The sequence below is a fragment of the Mesorhizobium sp. C372A genome (genome assembly GCF_030323245.1).
In the GTDB taxonomy this organism is placed as follows: domain Bacteria; phylum Pseudomonadota; class Alphaproteobacteria; order Rhizobiales; family Rhizobiaceae; genus Mesorhizobium.
The window spans coordinates 3,011,116-3,030,361 of the sequence record NZ_CP100475.1 but is presented as its reverse complement, the minus strand read 5'-3'; the positions used below and the strand labels follow the sequence as shown (position 1 = coordinate 3,030,361).

General features: G+C 63.2%; 18 protein-coding genes. 11 read left to right on the top strand and 7 right to left on the bottom strand.

Annotated elements, in window-relative coordinates; genetic code table 11:
• Window positions 1–14 precede the first annotated feature (14 nt).
• Both NLY42_RS14385 and NLY42_RS14380 read left to right on the top strand, forming a co-directional pair.
• Window positions 15–1,139 (top strand): DUF2333 family protein, encoded by a 1,125-nt coding sequence (locus NLY42_RS14385; RefSeq protein WP_023686165.1) that lies wholly within the window; start codon window positions 15–17, stop codon window positions 1,137–1,139.
• 312 nt (window positions 1,140–1,451) lie between these two features.
• Window positions 1,452–3,131, top strand: a complete 1,680-nt coding sequence (locus NLY42_RS14380; RefSeq protein ID WP_023683662.1) for a formate--tetrahydrofolate ligase — start codon at window positions 1,452–1,454, stop codon at window positions 3,129–3,131.
• A 61-nt stretch (window positions 3,132–3,192) separates the two neighbouring features.
• Here NLY42_RS14380 and NLY42_RS14375 read toward each other — a convergent pair whose 3' ends face one another.
• Together NLY42_RS14375 and NLY42_RS14370 are read right to left on the bottom strand one after the other, a co-directional pair.
• A complete protein-coding gene (locus NLY42_RS14375; protein WP_023691612.1) occupies window positions 3,193–4,509 on the bottom strand; it encodes a hypothetical protein in 1,317 nt (438 codons plus the stop codon).
• A gap of 510 nt (window positions 4,510–5,019) precedes the next feature.
• Window positions 5,020–5,658 (bottom strand): isochorismatase family protein, encoded by a 639-nt coding sequence (locus tag NLY42_RS14370; protein WP_023754947.1) that lies wholly within the window; start codon window positions 5,656–5,658, stop codon window positions 5,020–5,022.
• Between the two features lie 127 nt (window positions 5,659–5,785).
• Between NLY42_RS14370 and NLY42_RS14365 the strand changes: the two genes are divergently transcribed.
• Entirely contained in the window at window positions 5,786–6,781 is a 996-nt protein-coding gene (locus tag NLY42_RS14365; RefSeq protein ID WP_023754948.1) for a GlxA family transcriptional regulator, read from the top strand.
• A gap of 15 nt (window positions 6,782–6,796) precedes the next feature.
• Here NLY42_RS14365 and NLY42_RS14360 read toward each other — a convergent pair whose 3' ends face one another.
• Entirely contained in the window at window positions 6,797–7,354 is a 558-nt protein-coding gene (locus NLY42_RS14360) for a sugar O-acetyltransferase (protein WP_023754949.1), read from the bottom strand.
• Between the two features lie 154 nt (window positions 7,355–7,508).
• On the opposite strand from NLY42_RS14360, the gene NLY42_RS14355 reads away from it, so the two are divergent.
• The 4 genes from NLY42_RS14355 (at window position 7,509) to NLY42_RS14340 (ending at window position 11,799) form a co-directional block, all read left to right on the top strand.
• Window positions 7,509–7,970, top strand: coding sequence for a membrane protein (locus NLY42_RS14355; protein WP_023754950.1), 462 nt, complete (start codon window positions 7,509–7,511; stop codon window positions 7,968–7,970).
• On the top strand, window positions 7,967–9,358 hold the full coding sequence (locus NLY42_RS14350) for an FAD-containing oxidoreductase (RefSeq protein WP_023754951.1): 1,392 nt from the start codon (window positions 7,967–7,969) through the stop codon (window positions 9,356–9,358). The genes NLY42_RS14355 and NLY42_RS14350 overlap by 4 nt, the downstream gene beginning before the upstream one ends.
• Window positions 9,359–9,473: 115 nt before the next feature.
• Window positions 9,474–10,652, top strand: a complete 1,179-nt coding sequence (locus NLY42_RS14345) for an MFS transporter (protein WP_023754952.1) — start codon at window positions 9,474–9,476, stop codon at window positions 10,650–10,652.
• 91 nt (window positions 10,653–10,743) lie between these two features.
• Entirely contained in the window at window positions 10,744–11,799 is a 1,056-nt protein-coding gene (locus tag NLY42_RS14340; RefSeq protein ID WP_023754953.1) for a succinylglutamate desuccinylase/aspartoacylase family protein, read from the top strand.
• A 1-nt stretch (window position 11,800) separates the two neighbouring features.
• Here NLY42_RS14340 and NLY42_RS14335 read toward each other — a convergent pair whose 3' ends face one another.
• A complete protein-coding gene (locus NLY42_RS14335; protein WP_023695831.1) occupies window positions 11,801–12,571 on the bottom strand; it encodes an isocitrate lyase/PEP mutase family protein in 771 nt (256 codons plus the stop codon).
• A gap of 320 nt (window positions 12,572–12,891) precedes the next feature.
• On the opposite strand from NLY42_RS14335, the gene NLY42_RS14330 reads away from it, so the two are divergent.
• Together NLY42_RS14330 and NLY42_RS14325 are read left to right on the top strand one after the other, a co-directional pair.
• A complete protein-coding gene (locus NLY42_RS14330; RefSeq protein WP_023754955.1) occupies window positions 12,892–15,081 on the top strand; it encodes an anthranilate synthase in 2,190 nt (729 codons plus the stop codon).
• 23 nt (window positions 15,082–15,104) lie between these two features.
• Window positions 15,105–16,034: a cation diffusion facilitator family transporter gene (locus NLY42_RS14325; RefSeq protein WP_196813813.1), complete on the top strand. Its 930-nt coding sequence runs from the start codon at window positions 15,105–15,107 to the stop codon at window positions 16,032–16,034.
• 6 nt (window positions 16,035–16,040) lie between these two features.
• Here the strand turns inward: NLY42_RS14325 and NLY42_RS14320 are convergent, their stop codons facing one another.
• The 3 genes from NLY42_RS14320 to NLY42_RS14310 form a co-directional block, all read right to left on the bottom strand.
• On the bottom strand, window positions 16,041–16,427 hold the full coding sequence (locus tag NLY42_RS14320; RefSeq protein ID WP_023724991.1) for a type II toxin-antitoxin system VapC family toxin: 387 nt from the start codon (window positions 16,425–16,427) through the stop codon (window positions 16,041–16,043).
• Window positions 16,424–16,669, bottom strand: a complete 246-nt coding sequence (locus NLY42_RS14315; protein ID WP_023724992.1) for an antitoxin — start codon at window positions 16,667–16,669, stop codon at window positions 16,424–16,426. Before NLY42_RS14315 ends, NLY42_RS14320 begins: the two co-directional genes overlap by 4 nt.
• A gap of 65 nt (window positions 16,670–16,734) precedes the next feature.
• Entirely contained in the window at window positions 16,735–17,823 is a 1,089-nt protein-coding gene (locus NLY42_RS14310) for a hypothetical protein (protein WP_023754957.1), read from the bottom strand.
• A 100-nt stretch (window positions 17,824–17,923) separates the two neighbouring features.
• Here NLY42_RS14310 and NLY42_RS14305 point away from each other — a divergent pair, with 100 nt between their 5' ends.
• On the top strand, window positions 17,924–18,352 hold the full coding sequence (locus NLY42_RS14305) for a DsrE family protein (RefSeq protein ID WP_023754958.1): 429 nt from the start codon (window positions 17,924–17,926) through the stop codon (window positions 18,350–18,352).
• 73 nt (window positions 18,353–18,425) lie between these two features.
• Window positions 18,426–19,205, top strand: a complete 780-nt coding sequence (locus tag NLY42_RS14300) for an SDR family NAD(P)-dependent oxidoreductase (protein ID WP_023686180.1) — start codon at window positions 18,426–18,428, stop codon at window positions 19,203–19,205.
• Window positions 19,206–19,246: the final 41 nt, after the last annotated feature.

Here is a 19,246-nt window from a genome sequence, read left to right as displayed (position 1 = left end):
GGTGAACGAGAGCCATGCTTGATCCGATCGTGAATTTCTTCACCCGCATCTTCCAATGGATAGGCCGCGGCATCGGCCTCGTCATTGGCGCGATCCTGTGGCCGTTCCTCTGGGCTGGGCGCTGGTATACGCAGCGCGGCTGGATCCTGAAGGCTGTGGTCGGCCTCGCGCTTCTGGTATTGATCGGCCTCTACGCCAATTTCTTCTACGCCACCCAGTGGTGGAACAAGTTCGATCCCAACTACGTCGACAAATACACCTTCGAGAACCGCAACATTTCCGCCGGCGAACAGGTCGCCGCCGGCGCCGGCACCGACACCGCCAAGACCTGCGGCAATTCGGGCATCGCCCAGGTGGCGGCCGACCTGACGGACTTCAACGTCAACCAGAATGCCTGGATCTCGTCGATGATCCTCTACAAACTCGGCCTGTTCGGCATCGACTGGGACAACACGCCGTTCATGGACAACAAGGCCTCGTTCCAGCGCGGCATCAACCAGGCGGTGCGGCGTACCGCCACCGAGCTTGCCGACAATCTCGGCCGTGTTCGCACCACATCGCAGATCGACGGCGACCTGCAGGATGCGCGCGGCAATCTGCAGTTCGACGAGGAGACCTGGTATTTCGGCCTCAACCCGTTCGGCCCCAAGACGCCGACGCCGAGCTATTATCGCGATGCCGTCACCAAGCTACGCTCCTTCAACGCCCGCCTCGGCAGCTGCCAGGCGACGTTCGATGCCCGCGCCGACAATCTGAAGCAGTATATCGACCGCATCTCCTCCGACATCGGTTCCACCTCCGCGATCCTCAAGGAGCGCGCCGAAAACCATAACAATGGCTGGTTCGACTTCCGCGCCGACGACCGCTTCTGGTTCGCCTATGGCCAGCTCTATGCCTATTACGGCCTGATGAAGGGCGCCCAGGCCGACTTCGAGGACGTCATCAAGGAAAAGCATCTCGGCAATCTGTGGGACACGATGGATGCGCAATTCGTCTCGGCCCTGCGCATCCAGCCCTTCATCATCGCCAATGGCCGCGAGGATGGCTGGATCATGCCGACGCACCTGACGACGATGGGTTTCTACGTGCTTCGCGTGCGCTCCAACATGGTCGAGATCAGCAACGTCCTGACTCAGTAGCGTCCACAGCTTTCCCGGCGAGCGATGGCGAATTTGCGCCGTCGCCTCTGTCGCATTCCGTGCATTGGGCGGCTGTTTTGAGACGGCGGAACGTCGCGTCCTCTGGCTTCTATACGGCGCGGCAACGGAGCCAGGAAGAACCGGCGACAGGTCGGCCGGCCGCGGAGACACTTTCTTCATAGGAAACATAGTTGCATGCAAGTTGACGCCGCGGGAGCGACAGGGTTAGAACATGCCCGCGCCCTGGTTCAACATGCCTGCGAGTGAGATCAAACCCGTCCCCTCCACCGTCCAATCCGAAGGAAAGCCGTCATGGCCGAAGTGAAGTCCGACATCGAGATCGCGCGCGGCGCCAAGAAAAAGCAGATCCAGGAGATCGGCGCCAAGATCGGCATCCCGACCGAGCACCTTTTGCCCTACGGCCACGACAAGGCGAAGATTTCGGCCGAATTCATCAAATCGGTGAAGGGCAACAAGGACGGCAAGCTGATCCTCGTCACCGCCATCAACCCGACGCCGGCCGGCGAAGGCAAGACGACCACCACCGTCGGCCTCGGTGATGGCCTCAACCGCATCGGCAAGAAGGCGATCGTCTGCATCCGCGAGGCTTCGCTCGGCCCGAATTTCGGCGTCAAGGGCGGTGCCGCCGGCGGCGGCTACGCGCAGGTCGTGCCGATGGAGGACATGAACCTCCACTTCACCGGCGACTTCCACGCCATCACCACGGCGCACAATCTTCTGTCGGCGCTGATCGACAACCACATCTACTGGGGCAATGAGCTCGGCATCGACACCCGCCGCGTCGCCTGGCGCCGCGTCATGGACATGAACGACCGGGCGCTGCGCGAAATCATCTGCTCGCTCGGCGGCGTCGCCAACGGTTATCCGCGCGAGGCCGGCTTCGACATCACCGTCGCCTCTGAAGTGATGGCTATCCTGTGCCTGTCCACCGACCTCAAGGATCTGGAAAAGCGCCTCGGCGACATCATCGTCGCCTACCGCCGCGACAAGACGCCGGTCTATGCCCGCGACCTCAAGGCCGACGGCGCCATGGCGGTGCTGCTGAAGGACGCCATGCAGCCAAACCTGGTGCAGACGCTGGAGAACAACCCTGCCTTCGTGCATGGCGGCCCGTTCGCCAACATCGCGCATGGCTGCAACTCGGTGGTCGCCACCACCACGGCGCTGAAGCTCGCCGACTACGTCGTCACCGAAGCCGGCTTCGGCGCCGACCTCGGAGCCGAAAAATTCTTCGACATCAAGTGCCGCAAGGCGGGTTTGAAGCCGGCGGCTGCCGTCATCGTCGCCACCGTGCGCGCCATGAAGATGAATGGCGGCGTCAAGAAGGAAGATCTCGGCAAGGAAAACATCGAGGCAGTCAAGAAGGGCTGCCTCAATCTGGGCCGCCACATCGAGAATGTGAAACAGTTCGGCGTGCCTGCGATCGTGGCGATCAATCATTTCACCACCGATACCGAGGTGGAAATCCAGGCGATGAAGGATTTCGTCGCCTCGCTCGGCGCCGAGGCGATCCTGTGCAAGCATTGGGCCAATGGCTCTGCCGGCATTGAGGAGTTGGCGCGCAAGGTCGTCGAGATCGCCGAATCCGGCGCCTCGCAGTTCGCGCCGCTCTATCCCGACGCAATGCCGCTGTTCGAGAAGATCAACACCATCGTCCAGCGCATCTATCGCGGCGACGAGGCGATCGCCGACAAGTCGGTGCGCGACCAGCTGCATGCCTGGGAGCAGGCCGGCTACGGGCACCTGCCGGTCTGCATGGCCAAGACCCAATATTCCTTCTCGACCGACCCGAACCTGCGCGGCGCGCCGACCGGGCACACCGTGCCGGTGCGCGAGGTCAGGCTTTCGGCGGGCGCCGGCTTCGTCGTCGTCATCTGCGGCGAGGTCATGACCATGCCCGGCCTGCCCAAGGCGCCGTCCTCGGAAAAAATCTTCCTCAACGAGGCCGGCCAGATCGAAGGCCTGTTCTGAGATTTGTCTCGACAACCAAGGGCGCCGCAGCCATGCGGCGCCCTTTTGCTTGCCGGGCTTCTCACGCCACTGTCGAGGACCCGAACTTCTTGATCCCGGCGACCGACATGCTGACGAACTGGTCGAGAATGGTGAAGAAGATATCCAGACTGAACCCAAACAGGAAGGAGAAGGTGAAGAGGCTGAAGCCTATTCCCGAAGCCTCCTCTCCAAGCTTGGTGCCCGGTGCTACAAACCAGGCAAGCACCATGCCGGCCAGCGCCCCCAGTGCGATCCTGTGGATCAGCCGCGACAGCGGTGGATTGGGCAGCAGCGGATTGAGGATCATCCGCATGTGAAACATGATGGCTCCGAGCGCGCCGTAGAAGGCCGGGAGTATCCACAAGGCATATGGGCTGAGAACCTCGTCCAGCGTCTTTATCTGCGCGGTCAGCGTGTAGATCGAGTTCGGCGCGATCGTGATCACTCCGTCGCACTGCAGGCTGCGCGTTGCCTCGTCGAAATCGGCATTCACGTCCGTCACTTTTTCCGAAGACGTACCTTCAAGATTGTTCGGGTTTTTCTTTTCGGTGTTTATCTGCGCGCAATAGGCATCCGGCTGATTGGGGAGCTCCTTGAGCTTGTCTGGAGGCGTGGATTTACTCACCCCCAGCGGCTGGTCACAGAACTGGTCTATGGCACCTTGCTGGGAATACTGAGCCTGGCCCGCCGCTACGCCATCTGCCGTGGAGGTTGAATAAAATTTGCAGTACATCCATTGCATTCCCCAGATCGGGAATTGCGCGTCCTCAGTCATGAACCCTTGCGCTCTTCTCACCAGGGAGGAAAAGCGCTGGTCGAGAGCGTGAAGGCTATCTTCCGAATTGTAATAGGCGTCCTTCAGAAGCGTCAGATCCGTGGTCGAAGCCTGCTCGGACGATGCCGAGCTCAGTTGTTTCTTCGTCGCCCAAACCTGGCGTATCGCCTGTCCGAACCGTGCGCTGAAATCATTGTTGTCGATTTCTATGAGTTCGGAGTTTATCGCGACTCCCTTGTTGTAAATGTACGTCAATCTTCCGGTTACAACCATGAAAAGCACGGAAAGAGCCACGAGAAAGTACGTCGCCAGCGCGGTCTTGCGCGACATGTCACCGGGCGACCAGCCCGATCGCAGTGCCGCCAGGGTGGCAAATGGCACGGTGCCGGAACAATCGTTGAAAACCGTCTGAAGATTGACGACCTCAGGCTGGCTGGCCGTCGCATCGTCGAGCTTTTCGGCATTGCCGATGGCCGCAAACAGGGAACTGTCCTTGAACACACCGTAGCGGCCGTAGTTGGCGACCAGCTTGGCGTCCGCGATGAGTCCAGAAACGAGAGGGTCGGCCGGTGTCGTCGTCATCGTGAAATCCCCCCGCCTGACGACTACCCTAGATACCCCGGCACATAGCCGTATTGCGACGGGCACCCGCACGGATATCCGGGCGGGCCGGGCGGCTGCGCCCAGCACCAGAAGGATTGAGTGAAGCAGATCGTCCCCGGCGCGTGCGAAGGGACCTGGGCGAAAGCGGGCCATGGCAAGAGTGCCGCGGCACCAGCCAAGGCGAGAACGACTGTAGTTCGTGCAATTCGCGCTTTCACTTGTTTCTCCCGGGGAAGTCTACCCCGTCCCACCCCTTGATCCAGATATACCGTTCCTCGGAGAGAGGCCTTCGTCTGTGAAAGACTTCACTCTGTTCTCCAGTTCCCCATCCTGAGATAGAGCCCGATCTGAGTTTCTTGCGTTTAGCCGGCTCATCATCCGGGCCCAGCCGAAAAGACTTCCAAACGAGGCCACGCCCCGGTGTTCGTGATCAGGAACGCCAAGGGGCGCCGCAGACTGCGGCGCCCCTGTTCCTTCGCGGCAATTTGCCTATGCAGCGTAGCGCGCCAGCGCGCGCTGGTTGGACGCATAGGGCGTGTCGCGTTCGGGCAAAGCACCGGTCTTCAGGCAATCGATCCATTCGGCGGTCTTGAGCACGGCCGCAAAGCGCGACTGCAGGATGATGGACACCACGCGGTGGATCTCCTCAGGCGAGGCGTAGCCGGCGCTGTTGGCGTAAGGCAGCGAACCGGTGGCGTCGGACAGGAACTCGACCGCAAAGCCGACATGCGCGGCGTGGATGATGGTCGACAGGTCGCAATTGTGCGTCATGTAGCCGATCACCGTTATCGTATCGATGGTATTGGCGCGCAGCCACGCCTCGAGGTCGGTGCCGGCAAAGGCGCTAGGCAGTGACTTCTCGACATAGTGGTCGCGGCTTCGCCGGGCGATCTCGGGATGCAGTTCGCCGCCATGGCTGCCCTTGGCGAAGACTGGCGAGGTCTCGGGCGCCATCTGCTTGACGACCACCACCTTCACGCCGGCCGCAGCGGCGGCATCCATAGCGCGCGCGACATTGACGACGCTGTCGCGGAACGGCGGATACTGGATGGCGAGGTTGCCGCCATCATAATCATTCTGGACATCGATAACGATGAGTGCGCGGCGCGGCGTGATATTGGCGGACATGGTGTTCTCCTTCGGGCTTGAATGGGACAGGTCGAAAATAGGCGGAGCGCCCGACTGCCAAAAGTGGCCCGATTGACATCATTCGAAAGAATTGGGACAATTTGCTTTTCGCTTGCTGGAAACACGCATGGCCGACCCGATCATTGCCGTTCTCGCCTTTGACGGCATCAGCCCGTTCCACCTCTCCGTGCCGTGCGTGGTGTTCGGCACCGACCGCACCAAGCTTGGCTTGCCGCGTTTCGACTTTCGCGTCTGCGCGCTCGACGATGGAGCGATCCACACCCATGCCGGGCTGACCATCGCGGTGCCGTATAGCCTTTCCGCATTCGACGATGCCGACATCGTCATCGTTCCGAGCTGGAAGGATCTCGAGGCCCCACTTCCGCCGCCGCTCCTGGCAGCGCTCACCCACGCGCACCGGCGCGGTGCGCTGATCGTCGGCCTTTGTCTCGGCACCTTCGCCATTGCCGCCGCCGGGCTGCTTGCGGGCCGGCGTGCGACGACACATTGGGCCTCCACCGACCGGCTGCAAACATTATACCCGGACATCGAAGTCGACGCCGACGTGCTCTATGTCGACGACGGCGACATCGTCACCTCGGCCGGCGTCGCCGCCGGGCTCGATTGCTGCCTGCACATTGTGCGCGCCCGCTATGGCGCAGAGGTAGCGCTGCGGCTGGCCAGGCACATCGTGCTGTCGCCGCACCGGCAGGGTGGGCAAGCGCAGTTCATCGAGCGCCCGCTGGCGAAAACCCCGGCCACCGACCGCTTCACCCTGGCGCTCGACACGGTGCGGGCAACGCTCGGACAAACGCACAACCTCGACCGCGTCGCGGAGGCCGCGGGCCTGACCCGGCGCACTTTCACCCGCCGTTTCCAGAAATCGATCGGCACCAGCTTTGGCGAATGGTTGGCCGGCCAACGCATCGAACTGGCGCAACGGCTGCTGGAGGCGACGGAAAAATCGATGGACATGGTGGCCTTCGAAGCCGGCTTCGGCAGCGCCACCTCGCTGCGCCAGCATTTCGCCGCACGGCTCAAGACGTCACCGGCCCAATACCGGCGTGAATTCTCGCGGCGAGCCGGTCCGGACGAGCGCATGGCACGCACGGCTTCATACTGACCGCCCACGACGAGTTCAGCCCCGCTTGACCGCCCGCGCCGGATTGCCGACCACCGTGGTGTTGTCAGGGACGTCGCGCGTCACCACCGCGCCGGCGCCGACTATGGCGCCATCGCCGATGCTGATGCCGCCGAGGATGATGGCGCTGCCGCCGATCCAGGCGTCATTGCTGATGGTGACCGGCCGGGCAATCTCCAGTCCCGACTGACGGCCCGCGGCCTCCTTGTGGTGCTCGGCGCAGTAGATCTGCACATTGGGGCCGAGAAGCGTCCGCCTGCCGATACGCACCGGCGCGGGGTCGAGGATGGTGCAGCCGGCATTGAGGAAGGCGCCGTCGCCGAGATGGATGTTGAAACCGTAGGCGCAGTGGAAAGGCGCCTCGATCCGGGAGCCTGCGCCCGCGCTGCCGAGCAGCGCCAATAGCGCCGGGCCGATATTGCCGCGTTGCTGGGGCCGTAGCGTATTATGCTCGAACACCGCATCGCGCGCGATCTCCCGCAGCGCCTCCAGTTCGTCGTCGATGCAGATGTACCATTCGCCTGCAATCATCCTTGTGCGTTCGCTTCCGGCCATCACAGCGACTCCGTCCGTTCGTCATGTTCGACTGGTTACCAAAGTACAATGCTCACTGATGGAAGAAGCACCATCGCCTACTCTCGTCAAACGCAGGACCTATGCTAGCTTGCCCTCGTAGGCCAGTCCCGGGCCTGCTTTCGAGGGGATCGACATGCTCTATTTGCTTGCACTTCTGATCGGCGTGATTGCCGGTCTTCGCGCCATGACCGCGCCGGGCGCGATCGCCTGGGGCGCCTATCTCGGCTGGCTGCCGGTGGCCGGCACCTGGGCAAGTTTTATGGGCCATTGGGCCGCCGTCGGTATCTTCACCATCCTCGCCATCGTCGAACTGGTCACCGACCAGCTGCCCTCGACGCCGAGCCGCAAGGTGCCGCAGCAATTCGGCGCCCGCATCCTGCTTGGCGCCTTCAGCGGCGCGGTGATCGGCGCCACTGCCGGTTCCACCATTGGCGGCCTGATTGCCGGCGCCATCGGTGCTGTCATCGGCACCTATGGCGGCGCCGAAGCGCGCGGCCGGTTGGCCGCCGCCTTCGGCAAGGATTTGCCTGCCGCCCTCCTCGAGGACGCGGTGGCGATCATCGGCGGCCTGCTGATCGTGGCGGCGGTGGTATGACTGCCCAAGCCTCAGACGCCAAGACATACGACGCCATCATCATCGGCGCCGGACAGGCCGGCCCTCCTCTCGCCGGCCGGCTGACGTCAGCCGGCATGAGCGTGGCGCTGATCGAGCGCAAGCTGGTCGGCGGCACCTGCGTCAACACCGGCTGCATGCCGACCAAGACCATGGTCGCCAGCGCCTATGCCGCGCATCTGGCGCGGCGTGCCGCGGACTATGGCGTGACGTTCTCAGGCCCTGTCGGCGTGGACTACAAGAGGATCAAGGCGCGCAAGGACAAGGTCACCAATGACTCCCGCAGCAATCTGGAGACGTGGATCGCCGGCATGAAGGGCTGCACGCTTTATCGCGGCCATGCCCGCTTCGAATCCGCCAACACGGTGCGTGTCGGCGACGACCTTCTGACCGCCGAAAAGATCTTCCTCAACACCGGCGGCCGCGCCTCGGTGCCCGACCTGCCCGGCGTCAACGACGTCGACTACCTCACCAACTCCTCGATGATGGACCTCGACGTTTTGCCGCGCCATCTCATCGTCGTCGGCGGCAGCTACATCTCTCTTGAATTCGCGCAGATGTTTCGCCGCTTCGGCTCTGAAGTCACCGTCATCGAGAAGAGTTCGCGCCTGACCGGCCGCGAGGACGAGGACGTGTCGGCGGCCATCCTGTCGATCCTCGAAAACGAAGCCATAGAAGTCCATGTCGGCGCCGACGACATCCGCTTTGCCAGACAGGGCAAGGACATCGCCGTGACCTTCTCATCCGGCAAGCCGCCGGCGGTCGGCTCGCATGTGCTTCTGGCACTCGGCCGCACCCCCAACACCGACGACCTCGGCCTCGACAAGGCCGGCATCACGGTCGATCTGCGCGGCTTCGTCACCGTCGACGACCAGTTGCGCACCAGCGTGCCCGGCATCTGGGCGATGGGCGACTGCAACGGCAAGGGCGCCTTCACCCACACCTCCTACAACGACTATGAGATCGTCGCCGCCAATCTGCTCGACGACGATCCGCGCAAGGTCAGCGACCGCATCGAGGCCTATGCGCTCTACATCGATCCGCCGCTCGGCCGCTGCGGCATGACCGAGGCGGCGGTGAAGAAATCCGGGCGCAAGGCGCTGGTCGGCCAGCGACCAATGACCCGCGTCGGCCGCGCCATCGAAAAGGGCGAGACGCAAGGTTTCATGAAGATCCTGGTCGATGCCGACACCAGGGAAATCCTCGGCTGCTCCGTGCTCGGCCCCGGCGGCGACGAGGCAGTGCACTGCGTGCTCGACCTGATGTACGCCAAGGCGCCGGTCGATACGCTGGCGCGCGCCGTGCATATCCACCCCAACGTCTCGGAGCTGTTGCCAACCATCGCCCAGGAGCTGAAGCCGCTCGCCTGACATAGCCCCGCGTCAAGCTCGGCGCTTTCTGCATTGGTGCGTTGCAGCAATGTGCATTGCGCGCGGCAAGGCTTCTCGTTCAGTCTGAATTGAACCGATTCAGTCTGGATTTTCCATGCCTTTGCCGATCCTTGCGCTTGCCATTGCGTCCTTTTGCATCGGCACCACCGAATTCGTCATCATGGGCCTGTTGCCGGAGGTTGCGGCCGATCTCGGCGTGTCGATCCCCTCGGCCGGCCTGCTGGTTACCGGCTATGCGCTGGGCGTCGTCTTCGGCGCACCCATCGTCGCCATGGCCACCGCGCATCTGCCGCGCAAGCCAGTGCTGGTCGCGCTGACGGCGATGTTCGTCGTCGGCAATCTGCTCTGCGCCATTGCGCCCAATTACTGGCTCCTGATGGCCGCGCGCGTCTTCACCGCGTTCGGTCATGGCGCCTTTTTCGGCATCGGTTCCGTCGTTGCCGCCAGCCTGGTGCCGCGCAACAAGCGCGCCAGCGCCATGGCGATGATGTTCGCGGGATTGACGCTCTCCAACATTCTCGGCGTTCCTGCCGGCACCGCGCTTGGCGAAGCCTTCGGCTGGCGCTCCACCTTCTTTGCCGTCGTCGGCATCGGCCTGATCTCTGTTGCCGCCATCGCCTGGCTGGTGCCATCCAATGTCGTCGAACCGAGCGGCGGCGGCCTGCGCAGCGAACTGCGCGTGCTGGGCAAGCTGCAGGTCTGGCTCGCCATGCTGATCGCCTCGCTGGCCTCGGCCAGCCTGTTTGCCGTCTTCACCTACATCAAGCCCTACCTTACCGATGTCTCCGGCCTGTCGACCTCCGCGGTCACCTGGGTCCTGCTGCTGTTCGGCGCCGGCATGACCATAGGCAACATCATCGGCGGCCGGCTGGCCGACTGGAAATTGATGCCGACGGTCATCGGCACGCTGCTTTTGATGGCAGTTCTGTTTGTCGGCTTCATGCAGTTCGGCGCTATCGCCAGCGTCGCCATCGGCGTCGTCTTCTTGTGGGGACTGCTGATCTTCGTCGTCGTGCCGCCGCTGCAGATCCGCGTCGTCGAAGCGGCTTCGGAAGGGCCGAACCTCGCCGCCACGCTCAACCAGGGCGCATTCAATGTCGGCAATGCCAGCGGCGCCTGGATCGGCGGCGTGGCTCTGTCGGCCGGCGTTTCCTATGCTCATTTGCCGCTGGTCGGCGCGGCGCTGGCCCTGCTGGCGGTCAGCGTCGCCGTCGTCTCGCAGGCGCTCGAAGGATCGGCGCCGATAGCGACGGTTCCGGCCGCCGCCGAATAATTCCATTGCGCCCATGGCGGCTCGAACTGGACCAATCGACAGCCCTTCGGCAAACGTGCATGTGTTCTGCCTCTTATCCTGGAGGCATCCCATGCAGAAATCGATCGAACGCATCGCCGGCGATACCGAAGGCGTTTCCTACGAATTCCCGGTGTTCCGCTTCGCCGGCGCCGACGCGGCAGCACCTTCGGCCTATCTGCAGGCAGCACTCCACGCCGGTGAATTGCCTGGTGTCGTCGCCATCGACGCCTTGATACCGGCGCTGAACAAGGCCGAAGCCGAAGGCCGCATCAAGGGCAACATCACGGTCGTGCCCTGGGCCAATCCGATCGGCCGCGCGCAATATCATTTCGGCGAGCACCAGGGCCGCTTCCATCTCGGCACCCGCAACAATTTCAACCGCGGCTTTCCACTGCTCGCCGCGCCCGACGCCAAGCTATTGCCCGACACCACGCTTGGCACCCCCGACCAGCGATTGAAGACCCGTCTGGTGCAGCTGTCGCTCGGCCACGACATCGTGCTCGACCTGCATTGCGACGACGAGGGCCTTGCCTATCTCTACGTCCACGCCAGCCTGTGGCCGGCAATGGCCGATTGCGCCGCCGCCATGGGTATCGACGCCGTGGTGTTGTGGAGCGAGGACACGGACGGCACCTTCGAGGGCGCCACGATCATGCCCTACCAGAACGTCCCCGCCAACGTGGCGAAGCTCGACCGCCGCGTTGCCACCACGGTAGAATACCGTGGCATGCTGGATGTCGACGGCACGCTGGCAAATTCCGATGCCGCAGGCCTCTACCGGCTGCTGGTGGCGCGCGGCGTCATCGCCGACACCGCCCTTCCCCCGCCCAGCCCGTTCAAGGGCCTCGTCGCGCCGCTCGAAAACATCGACATGATGCCGGCGCCCCGGGCCGGCGCCATCCTCTACGACGTCAAGCCCGGTGACCGCGTCGCGAAGGGCGCGCGCCTCGCCACCATCGTCCACACACCGGGCGAGGCCGGCGGCCGCACCGAGGTGCTGGCACCGCAGGACGGCGTCATCCTGACCCGCCGCTCGCGCCGCATCATCCGCGCCGGCGAGGATCTCTTGAAGCTGGTCGGCGACAAGAAGAGCGCCGACGCGAGGTCAGGCACGCTGGAGGACTGAGCTAACCCGAAATCGCCAGCCGCGCCTTGGCCTCGAGCCATTCGGCCATCTGCCGGTACGGCACCGGGCCGTGGCTGACACGGGCGACACCAAGCTCGGCCAGGCGCTGGCGCGGCGGCACATGCGCCAGCGCGATGATGTTGACCGGCAGCACGGTGGCCTTGCACAGCGCCTCGATCAGACCCTCGTCGCCGAGCCCCGGCGCAAAGAAGCCGCTCGCTCCTGCCTTTTCATAAGCGTGCGCCCGCTCGATGGCCTGGTCGAGCAGCACGCTGTCATGCACATCCGGCTTGGCCTTGAGGAAAATGTCGGTACGGGCGTTGATAAAGGCGGGAATGCCGGAAGCCTTCACCGCCGCCGCTGCCGCCTCGATGCGCTTCACCTGTATGGCGATGTCGTGCAGACCGGCGCCGCCGACGATCTGGTCCTCGAAATTGAAACCGATGGCGCCGGCCTGCAGGGCACGTGTCACCGTCTGGGCGACAGTCACCGGCTCGACGCCGTAGCCGCCTTCGAGGTCCATGGTCACCGGCAGGTCGACTGCCGCCACGATGCGCTTGATGTTGTCCAGTGCCAGCTCCAGCGGAATTTTCTCGCCATCGGCATAACCAAAAGCAGCCGCGACCGGCCAGCTTCCGGTGGCGATCGCCTTGGCGCCCGCCTTCTCGACGATCTTGGCCGAGCCCGGATCCCAGGCATTGTAGAGAACGATCGGGTTGCCCCTGACGTGGAGCGCATGGAACCTGCGTGCGCGCTCGATCTGCTCGGTCATTGCTGTCTTCCCGTCTTTCCGATGTTGGACGAACAGTCTAGGCAGGACCCCAAGCCTTGGCGATGTACCATGGGCTGCGGAAGCGGCGGCCACAAACAGGCCTTTCAAACCTGTTGCGCATCCGGCTTTTCGCCGCTATGGATTTCGCCCATGAACATGCGCTCGATCAAGACCATTTGGTGGTGGGCTCGCTGACAGCGGCCTGTTCGAACGCGTGCGCGTGAAAATAGAGGGTGGCCGCAACGGAATGTCCGGGCGGCCATTTGTTTTTTCAAAGCCAGTCCCGGGTCCGTTGCCCAACAAGCCATATGGAGACGGCAATGACGATCAAGGCTCTGGAAAACGGCGCGGAAAGCTTCGTGACCGCAGGTGGTGTCACCATCACCCGCGAACGCCACGACAAGCCTTACGCCGGTGCCATCGACGCTTATGTCGACGGCTTGAACTCGCGCCGGGGTGCGGTGTTTTCCTCGAATTACGAATATCCGGGCCGCTACACACGCTGGGATACGGCCATCATCGATCCGCCGCTGGTGATTTCCGCGCGTGGCCGCGCCATGCGCATCGAGGCGCTGAACGGCCGTGGCGAAGTGCTGCTGCCGGTGATCGGCAAGACGCTGGCCGGCATTACCGAGGTGACGATTGCTGAAACCTCGAAAAAGCTGATCCGCCTCGATGTCGCCAAGCCCGGCCGCGTCTTCACCGAGGAAGAGCGCAGCCGCGTCCCCTCTGTGTTTACTGTGCTGCGCGCCATCACCGCTTTGTTCAAGACCGATGAAGACGCCAATCTCGGCCTTTACGGCGCCTTCGGTTACGACCTCGCCTTCCAGTTCGATCCAGTCGACTACAAGCTCGAGCGCAAACAGAGCCAGCGCGATCTCGTGCTGCTCCTGCCTGACGAGATCCTGGTCGTCGACCATTATTCGACCAAGGCCTGGACCGACCGCTACGACTATTCCGGCGACGGTTTTTCAACCGAGGGGCTGCCGCGCGACGAAATCGCCGAACCGTTCAAGACCGCCGACCGCATCCCGCCGCGCGGCGACCATGAGCCTGGCGAATACGCCAATCTGGTGCGCAAGGCGATGGATAGTTTCAAGCGCGGCGACCTGTTCGAGGTCGTGCCCGGGCAGATGTTCTACGAACGCTGCGAGACGCAGCCTTCCGAAATCTCGCGCAAGCTGAAGTCGATCAACCCGTCGCCCTATTCCTTCTTCATCAATCTCGGCGAAAACGAGTATCTGATCGGCGCCTCGCCCGAAATGTTCGTGCGCGTCAATGGCCGCCGCGTCGAGACCTGCCCGATATCCGGCACCATCAAGCGCGGCGACGACGCCATTTCCGATAGCGAGCAGATCCTGAAGCTGCTCAACTCCAAGAAGGATGAATCCGAGCTGACAATGTGCTCGGACGTCGACCGCAACGACAAGTCCAGGGTCTGCGATCCGGGCTCGGTGCGCGTCATCGGCCGCCGCCAGATCGAAATGTATTCGCGCCTGATCCACACCGTCGATCACATCGAAGGGCGCCTGCGCGAAGGCATGGATGCCTTCGACGCCTTCCTGTCGCATGCCTGGGCGGTCACCGTCACCGGCGCGCCGAAACTGTGGGCGATGCGCTTCATCGAGCAGAACGAAAAGAGCCCGCGTGCCTGGTATGGCGGCGCCATCGGCATGGTCAATTTCAACGGCGACATGAACACCGGCCTGACGCTCCGCACCATCCGCATCAAGGACGGCATTGCCGAGGTGCGAGCCGGCGCCACGTTGCTCTTCGACAGCATCCCCGAGGAAGAAGAAGCCGAAACCGAACTGAAGGCATCCGCCATGCTCTCCGCCATTCGCGACGCCAAATTGGGCAATGCCGCAGGCGCCGAACGCACCACCGCGCGCGTCGGCGACGGCGTCAACATCCTGCTCGTCGACCACGAAGACTCCTTTGTCCACACACTGGCCAACTATTTCCGCCAGACCGGTGCCAATGTCTCGACCGTGCGTTCGCCGGTGCCGGAAGAAGTCTTCGAACGGCTGAAGCCCGATCTCGTCGTGCTGTCGCCCGGACCGGGCACGCCGAAGGATTTCGACTGCGCCGCGACCATCAAGAACGCCCGCGCCCGCGACCTGCCGATCTTCGGCGTCTGCCTTGGCCTGCAGGCGCTGGCCGAGGCCTATGGCGGCGAACTCAGGCAGTTGCACGTGCCGATGCACGGCAAGCCGTCGCGCATCCGCGTCTCCAAGCCCGGAATCATCTTCTCCGGCCTGCCCAAGGAAGTGACCGTCGGCCGCTACCACTCGATCTTTGCCGATCCGGTGCGGCTGCCCGACGATTTCATCGTCACCGCCGAGACCGAGGATGGCATCATCATGGCCTTCGAACACCGCAAGGAGCCGATCGCCGCCGTCCAGTTCCATCCGGAATCGATCATGACGCTCGGCCACAATGCCGGCATGCGCATCATCGAAAACATCGTTGCGCATCTGCCGCGCAAGGCCAAGGAAAAGGCCGCTTAGAAAAGATGGCGGCAACGGACAACATGGCGGCGATCGCAGCGAAGGCAGCGGCCAGGCAAAGGATCGCCAGCCTTGCCTTCTGGTCGATTGTCATCGCCTGCGTGGTGCTCGCGCTCAAGCTTGCCGCCTGGTACGTCACCGGCTCCGTTGCGCTCTATTCGGACGCATTGGAATCGATCGTCAACGTCATAGCCTCGGCCGCCGCCTATTGGGCGGTCCTGGTCAGCTACAAGCCGGCCGACCAGGACCATCCGTTCGGCCACCACAAGGCCGAGTATTTTTCGGCGGTGCTGGAAGGCGTGCTGATCGTGCTCGCCGCGCTTTTGATCCTCAACGAGGTCTGGCGCTCCTGGCAGACGCCGACCCCGCTCGAACAACCCTGGGAGGGCTTGGCGATCAACGGCGTCGCCACCGTCATCAACGCCTTCTGGGCCTGGACGCTGATCCGCGCCGGGCGCAGCGCAAAATCACCGGCGCTGGTCGCCGACGGCCGGCACATCATGACCGACGTCGTGACCTCGGTCGGCGTCTTCGGCGGCCTCGTCGGCGCTATCCTGACCGGTTGGCAGATCCTTGATCCGGCGCTTGCCGTCATCGTCGCGCTCAACATCCTGTGGCAGGGCTGGCACGTCATCGGCTCGTCGATGAACGGGCTGATGGACCGCGCAGTGGACACGACCGAACACATCCACATTCGCGACATCATCTCGGCCAATTGCAAGGGCGCGCTGGAGGTTCATGACCTCAAGACCCGCATCGCCGGCCGCGCCACCTTCATCGAGTTCCACCTGGTCGTCGACGCCGACATGACGGTCGGCGCCAGCCACGTCATTTGCGACCGCATCGAGGACGCGCTGAAGGCCGAAATCCCCTCGGTGCGCGTCACCATCCATGTCGAGCCGGACGACGAGGCGAAGCTGCCGAAAGGCACGACGGCGGTGCCGTTCGCGTGAGGCGAGTTACCACGTTTCGATAGTGAGATCTTTGATCCGCTCGAATTCCCGGATATTGCGGGTTATCAGCGTGAGGTCCCGAGCACGTGCCTGCCCGCCAATCAGCGCATCGTAGGGACCAATCGGGGTTCCCAGTGCCGCAAGCCCAGCACGAATCTCGCCGGCATGTCTCGCGTCGTCTCGGTCGAATTCAAGTACCGGGAACTGCAAAGCTTCGATGCGCGCCAGATTTTGGACCTTTCGCTGGCTCTTTTCAGCGCCGTAGTACAGCTCATGCAAAACGACCGCCGAGAGAGCAAAGTCTTGTGGTGCATGCCGTTTGAGCAATGCCAGCAGACCCTCGTCGCCCGCGATGATCGCTATGACGGCATTGGTGTCGAGCAGGTAGGTCACTTAAAGAGGTCATCCAAAGCAGGTCGATCCTGACCATCCTGACGCTCCAGCGCTCCCTGGACGAAATCGTCGTCAACCGGTCCGATGACCTGGTCGAGCCATGCCCAATCCTGCGCAAGCGGCTCCAAGATGACAGTTTGCCCATGACGACGGATCGAAACCTCATCTGCCTCGAACCGAAACTCCTTAGGCAAGCGCACAGCTTGTGACCGGCCTGACCAGAACACCTTTGCCTTGTCCATGTGCTATCCTCAAATGAGATATAGCAAAGATATATACCATGGTAGCGTCATAGACAAGATCGAACTCAACGAGTGCAGGCCGTCTGCGGCATAGCCTCCAAACGGTAGACCTTGTCATCGGACTTGGTCTTGCCATCCGCCGAGCACAGATCGACAATCGCCAGGCTGCTATTGGGGTTGGCCAGCATCAGGGTGCCGTTGGCGCCGCGCTTGAGGAAGATTTCCTTTTGCGCGATATCGCAGGAAAAGTTGCTCATCTTCGAACTGGCCGCGCAGCGCCATTGATCCGCTTCACCCTGGCAGGAATAGGTCTGCGTGACCTTCGCCCCGTTCTTCCTGGTGGTCACCGAAACGGCGACATCGGAGCCGTCGGGCCAGTTGGCGACATCGCCTGAGGCAAAGGAGGCGAGTTCGACCGGCCCGCGGAAGACCCGGATCGACTGCGTCACCTGGTCGGGATGCGAGGAGAGATGCGCGGCATCGTAGTCTCGCCCGAAACAGAAAGGCTGGTCCGGCTTCAGTCGCTCGCGCAAGGGAGCCCCAAGCGCCGGATCGATCGGGTCGATCTTGGCGAATTCAGCCTGGCAGGTTGCGGCCGGCATCGGGTCGAGGCGGAAATTGTTGTCCTCCGAGCCCAGAGCCTGCCGGTCATATTCGGCTTCGCCCAGTTCGTCTTCCGATCCGGCGTCGAGATAGAGATCGGACGAGACGTCGGTGAGGATCAGGCGGCCTTTGTCATCGAGCTTCAGCGACGCCATGGTGCGGTCGCAGTCCATGCCGCAGCGGATCGGACCTGACTTGCCGTCCTCGGACTCGTGATTGCACCAGCCGCCGGCCCATTGCGGCGCCTTGGCGCCGCGCACCATGGTGGTGAGAAAACCGTTGTAGGAGGTGTCGGCGTTTGCCATCGGCTCCTCGTTCGGATGGCTCACCGGATCATGGCCATAGAGGAAGAAGATCCGCGCCACCTTCTGCTTTGGATGCGCCTTGAGGTGCGCCGCATCATAGACGCGGCCGAAACAGGCATCGGCGCCATTCGGGCTGAGTTCGGGTAATTTAAGCACATCGTCGGCCGCGGCCGAACCCGCAAGCGCGCCGAGCAGCACGGCGCCAAATCCAGCGCTGGCAACAACCTTCCACTTCCTGAACGCCATGTGACCCCCTCCTCGCATCGACAGGACGTAACGTGAATTTATGCTAGTATCATGGCCGCAGCCACGCAATTTGCGGGGAGCGCCAAGCCGAGAGGATGCCATGCGTCGACGCGACATGTTCCGGGCCAGCCTTGCCGGTGCCGCCGGCCTGTTCGGGCTGAGCCGGGCCGCCGCCGCTGAAGACAGACCGAAGGTCGCCTATCACCTCAGCGACCTCGATAAGGTCAACTTCGTGCTCGGCAACATCAAGAACCACTATGAAGGCACCGGCGGCAATGTCGACATCGTGTTGGTCGTGCATGGTCCGGCCCTCGCCGGCTTCAACTCGAAAGGCATATCGGCGGCGATCTCGGGACGCTTTGCCGGCCTCGTCCAGCAGGGCCTTGAGCCGCATGCCTGCGGCAACACCATGCAAGGCATGGAGATCACGCTTGCCGACCTGCTCGAGGGCTTCCACGCCGCCGACAAGGGCGGCGTCGTCAAGCTCGCCGAACTGCAGCGCCAGGGCTACGCCTATCTCCGGCCCTGAGCCGCCACGGGCTTGAACGTGAAGGCCATGAGAGCCTACGAAGGGTGGCCAAACAGCCCGAAGGAAAGTGCTCATGACCGCGACCACCCTCGTCATCCCCGATCTTGCCGGCAAAGCGGTGCTGGTCACCGGCGCTTCGACCGGCATCGGTGCCGCCCTTGCACTGGCCTACGCCGCCCAGAAATGCCGGGTCGCCCTGCACTACAATTCGAGCCGGGAGGCCGCAGAAACGCTGGCCAAAAACATCCGCGACAGCGGCGGTGAGGTGTTCCTGACACAGGGCGACTTCTCACAGGCAGCCGATGTCGAGCGGGTAGTCGAGGAGAGCGCCGAAACATTCGGGCGGCTCGACGGGCTGATCAACAATGCCGGCGGCATGCTCGGCCGCGTGCCCTATGCGGAGCAGACCGAGGCGCACTACGACGCGGTGATGGACCTCAACGCCCGCTCGGTGCTGACGGCCTCGCGCAAGGCGATGCCATGGCTGAAGAAGCAGGGCGGCTTCATCGTCAACACCTCGTCGATCGCGGCGCGCAACGGCGCTGGCGGCGGCGCCGGGCTGTACGGTTCGGCCAAGGCCTTTGTCTCCAATGTGACGCGCGGCATGGCCAAGGAACTGATCGGCTTCGGCATCCGCGTCAACGCGGTGGCGCCGGGCACCATCGCGACACCCTTCCATGAGCGCTATTCCACCGACGAGCAGATGAAGGGCATGGTCGCCACCATTCCTCAAGGGCGTGCCGGCACGGCCGAAGACTGCGTCGGCGCCTATCTCTTCCTGTCCTCCGATCTCCTGAGTGGTTACATCACCGGCCAGGTGATCGAGGTCAACGGTGGCCAGTTGATGCCGTGAGCCGGCAATTGCATACTGCGTCTCGCAACCATGCATGTCGT

What these genes read in the sequence shown, in the direction of transcription:
- NLY42_RS14335 (WP_023695831.1), bottom strand. Translation starts at nt 12,571, where the DNA reads ATGACCGAGCAGATCGAGCGCGCACGCAGGTTCCATGCGCTCCACGTC.
- NLY42_RS14305 (WP_023754958.1), top strand. Translation starts at nt 17,924, where the DNA reads ATGCGTCGACGCGACATGTTCCGGGCCAGCCTTGCCGGTGCCGCCGGC.
- NLY42_RS14355 (WP_023754950.1), top strand. Translation starts at nt 7,509, where the DNA reads ATGCTCTATTTGCTTGCACTTCTGATCGGCGTGATTGCCGGTCTTCGC.
- NLY42_RS14345 (WP_023754952.1), top strand. Translation starts at nt 9,474, where the DNA reads ATGCCTTTGCCGATCCTTGCGCTTGCCATTGCGTCCTTTTGCATCGGC.
- NLY42_RS14330 (WP_023754955.1), top strand. Translation starts at nt 12,892, where the DNA reads ATGACGATCAAGGCTCTGGAAAACGGCGCGGAAAGCTTCGTGACCGCA.
- NLY42_RS14300 (WP_023686180.1), top strand. Translation starts at nt 18,426, where the DNA reads ATGACCGCGACCACCCTCGTCATCCCCGATCTTGCCGGCAAAGCGGTG.
- NLY42_RS14360 (WP_023754949.1), bottom strand. Translation starts at nt 7,354, where the DNA reads ATGGCCGGAAGCGAACGCACAAGGATGATTGCAGGCGAATGGTACATC.
- NLY42_RS14325 (WP_196813813.1), top strand. Translation starts at nt 15,105, where the DNA reads ATGGCGGCGATCGCAGCGAAGGCAGCGGCCAGGCAAAGGATCGCCAGC.
- NLY42_RS14370 (WP_023754947.1), bottom strand. Translation starts at nt 5,658, where the DNA reads ATGTCCGCCAATATCACGCCGCGCCGCGCACTCATCGTTATCGATGTC.
- NLY42_RS14375 (WP_023691612.1), bottom strand. Translation starts at nt 4,509, where the DNA reads ATGACGACGACACCGGCCGACCCTCTCGTTTCTGGACTCATCGCGGAC.
- NLY42_RS14385 (WP_023686165.1), top strand. Translation starts at nt 15, where the DNA reads ATGCTTGATCCGATCGTGAATTTCTTCACCCGCATCTTCCAATGGATA.
- NLY42_RS14365 (WP_023754948.1), top strand. Translation starts at nt 5,786, where the DNA reads ATGGCCGACCCGATCATTGCCGTTCTCGCCTTTGACGGCATCAGCCCG.
- NLY42_RS14315 (WP_023724992.1), bottom strand. Translation starts at nt 16,669, where the DNA reads ATGGACAAGGCAAAGGTGTTCTGGTCAGGCCGGTCACAAGCTGTGCGC.
- NLY42_RS14380 (WP_023683662.1), top strand. Translation starts at nt 1,452, where the DNA reads ATGGCCGAAGTGAAGTCCGACATCGAGATCGCGCGCGGCGCCAAGAAA.
- NLY42_RS14350 (WP_023754951.1), top strand. Translation starts at nt 7,967, where the DNA reads ATGACTGCCCAAGCCTCAGACGCCAAGACATACGACGCCATCATCATC.
- NLY42_RS14310 (WP_023754957.1), bottom strand. Translation starts at nt 17,823, where the DNA reads ATGGCGTTCAGGAAGTGGAAGGTTGTTGCCAGCGCTGGATTTGGCGCC.
- NLY42_RS14340 (WP_023754953.1), top strand. Translation starts at nt 10,744, where the DNA reads ATGCAGAAATCGATCGAACGCATCGCCGGCGATACCGAAGGCGTTTCC.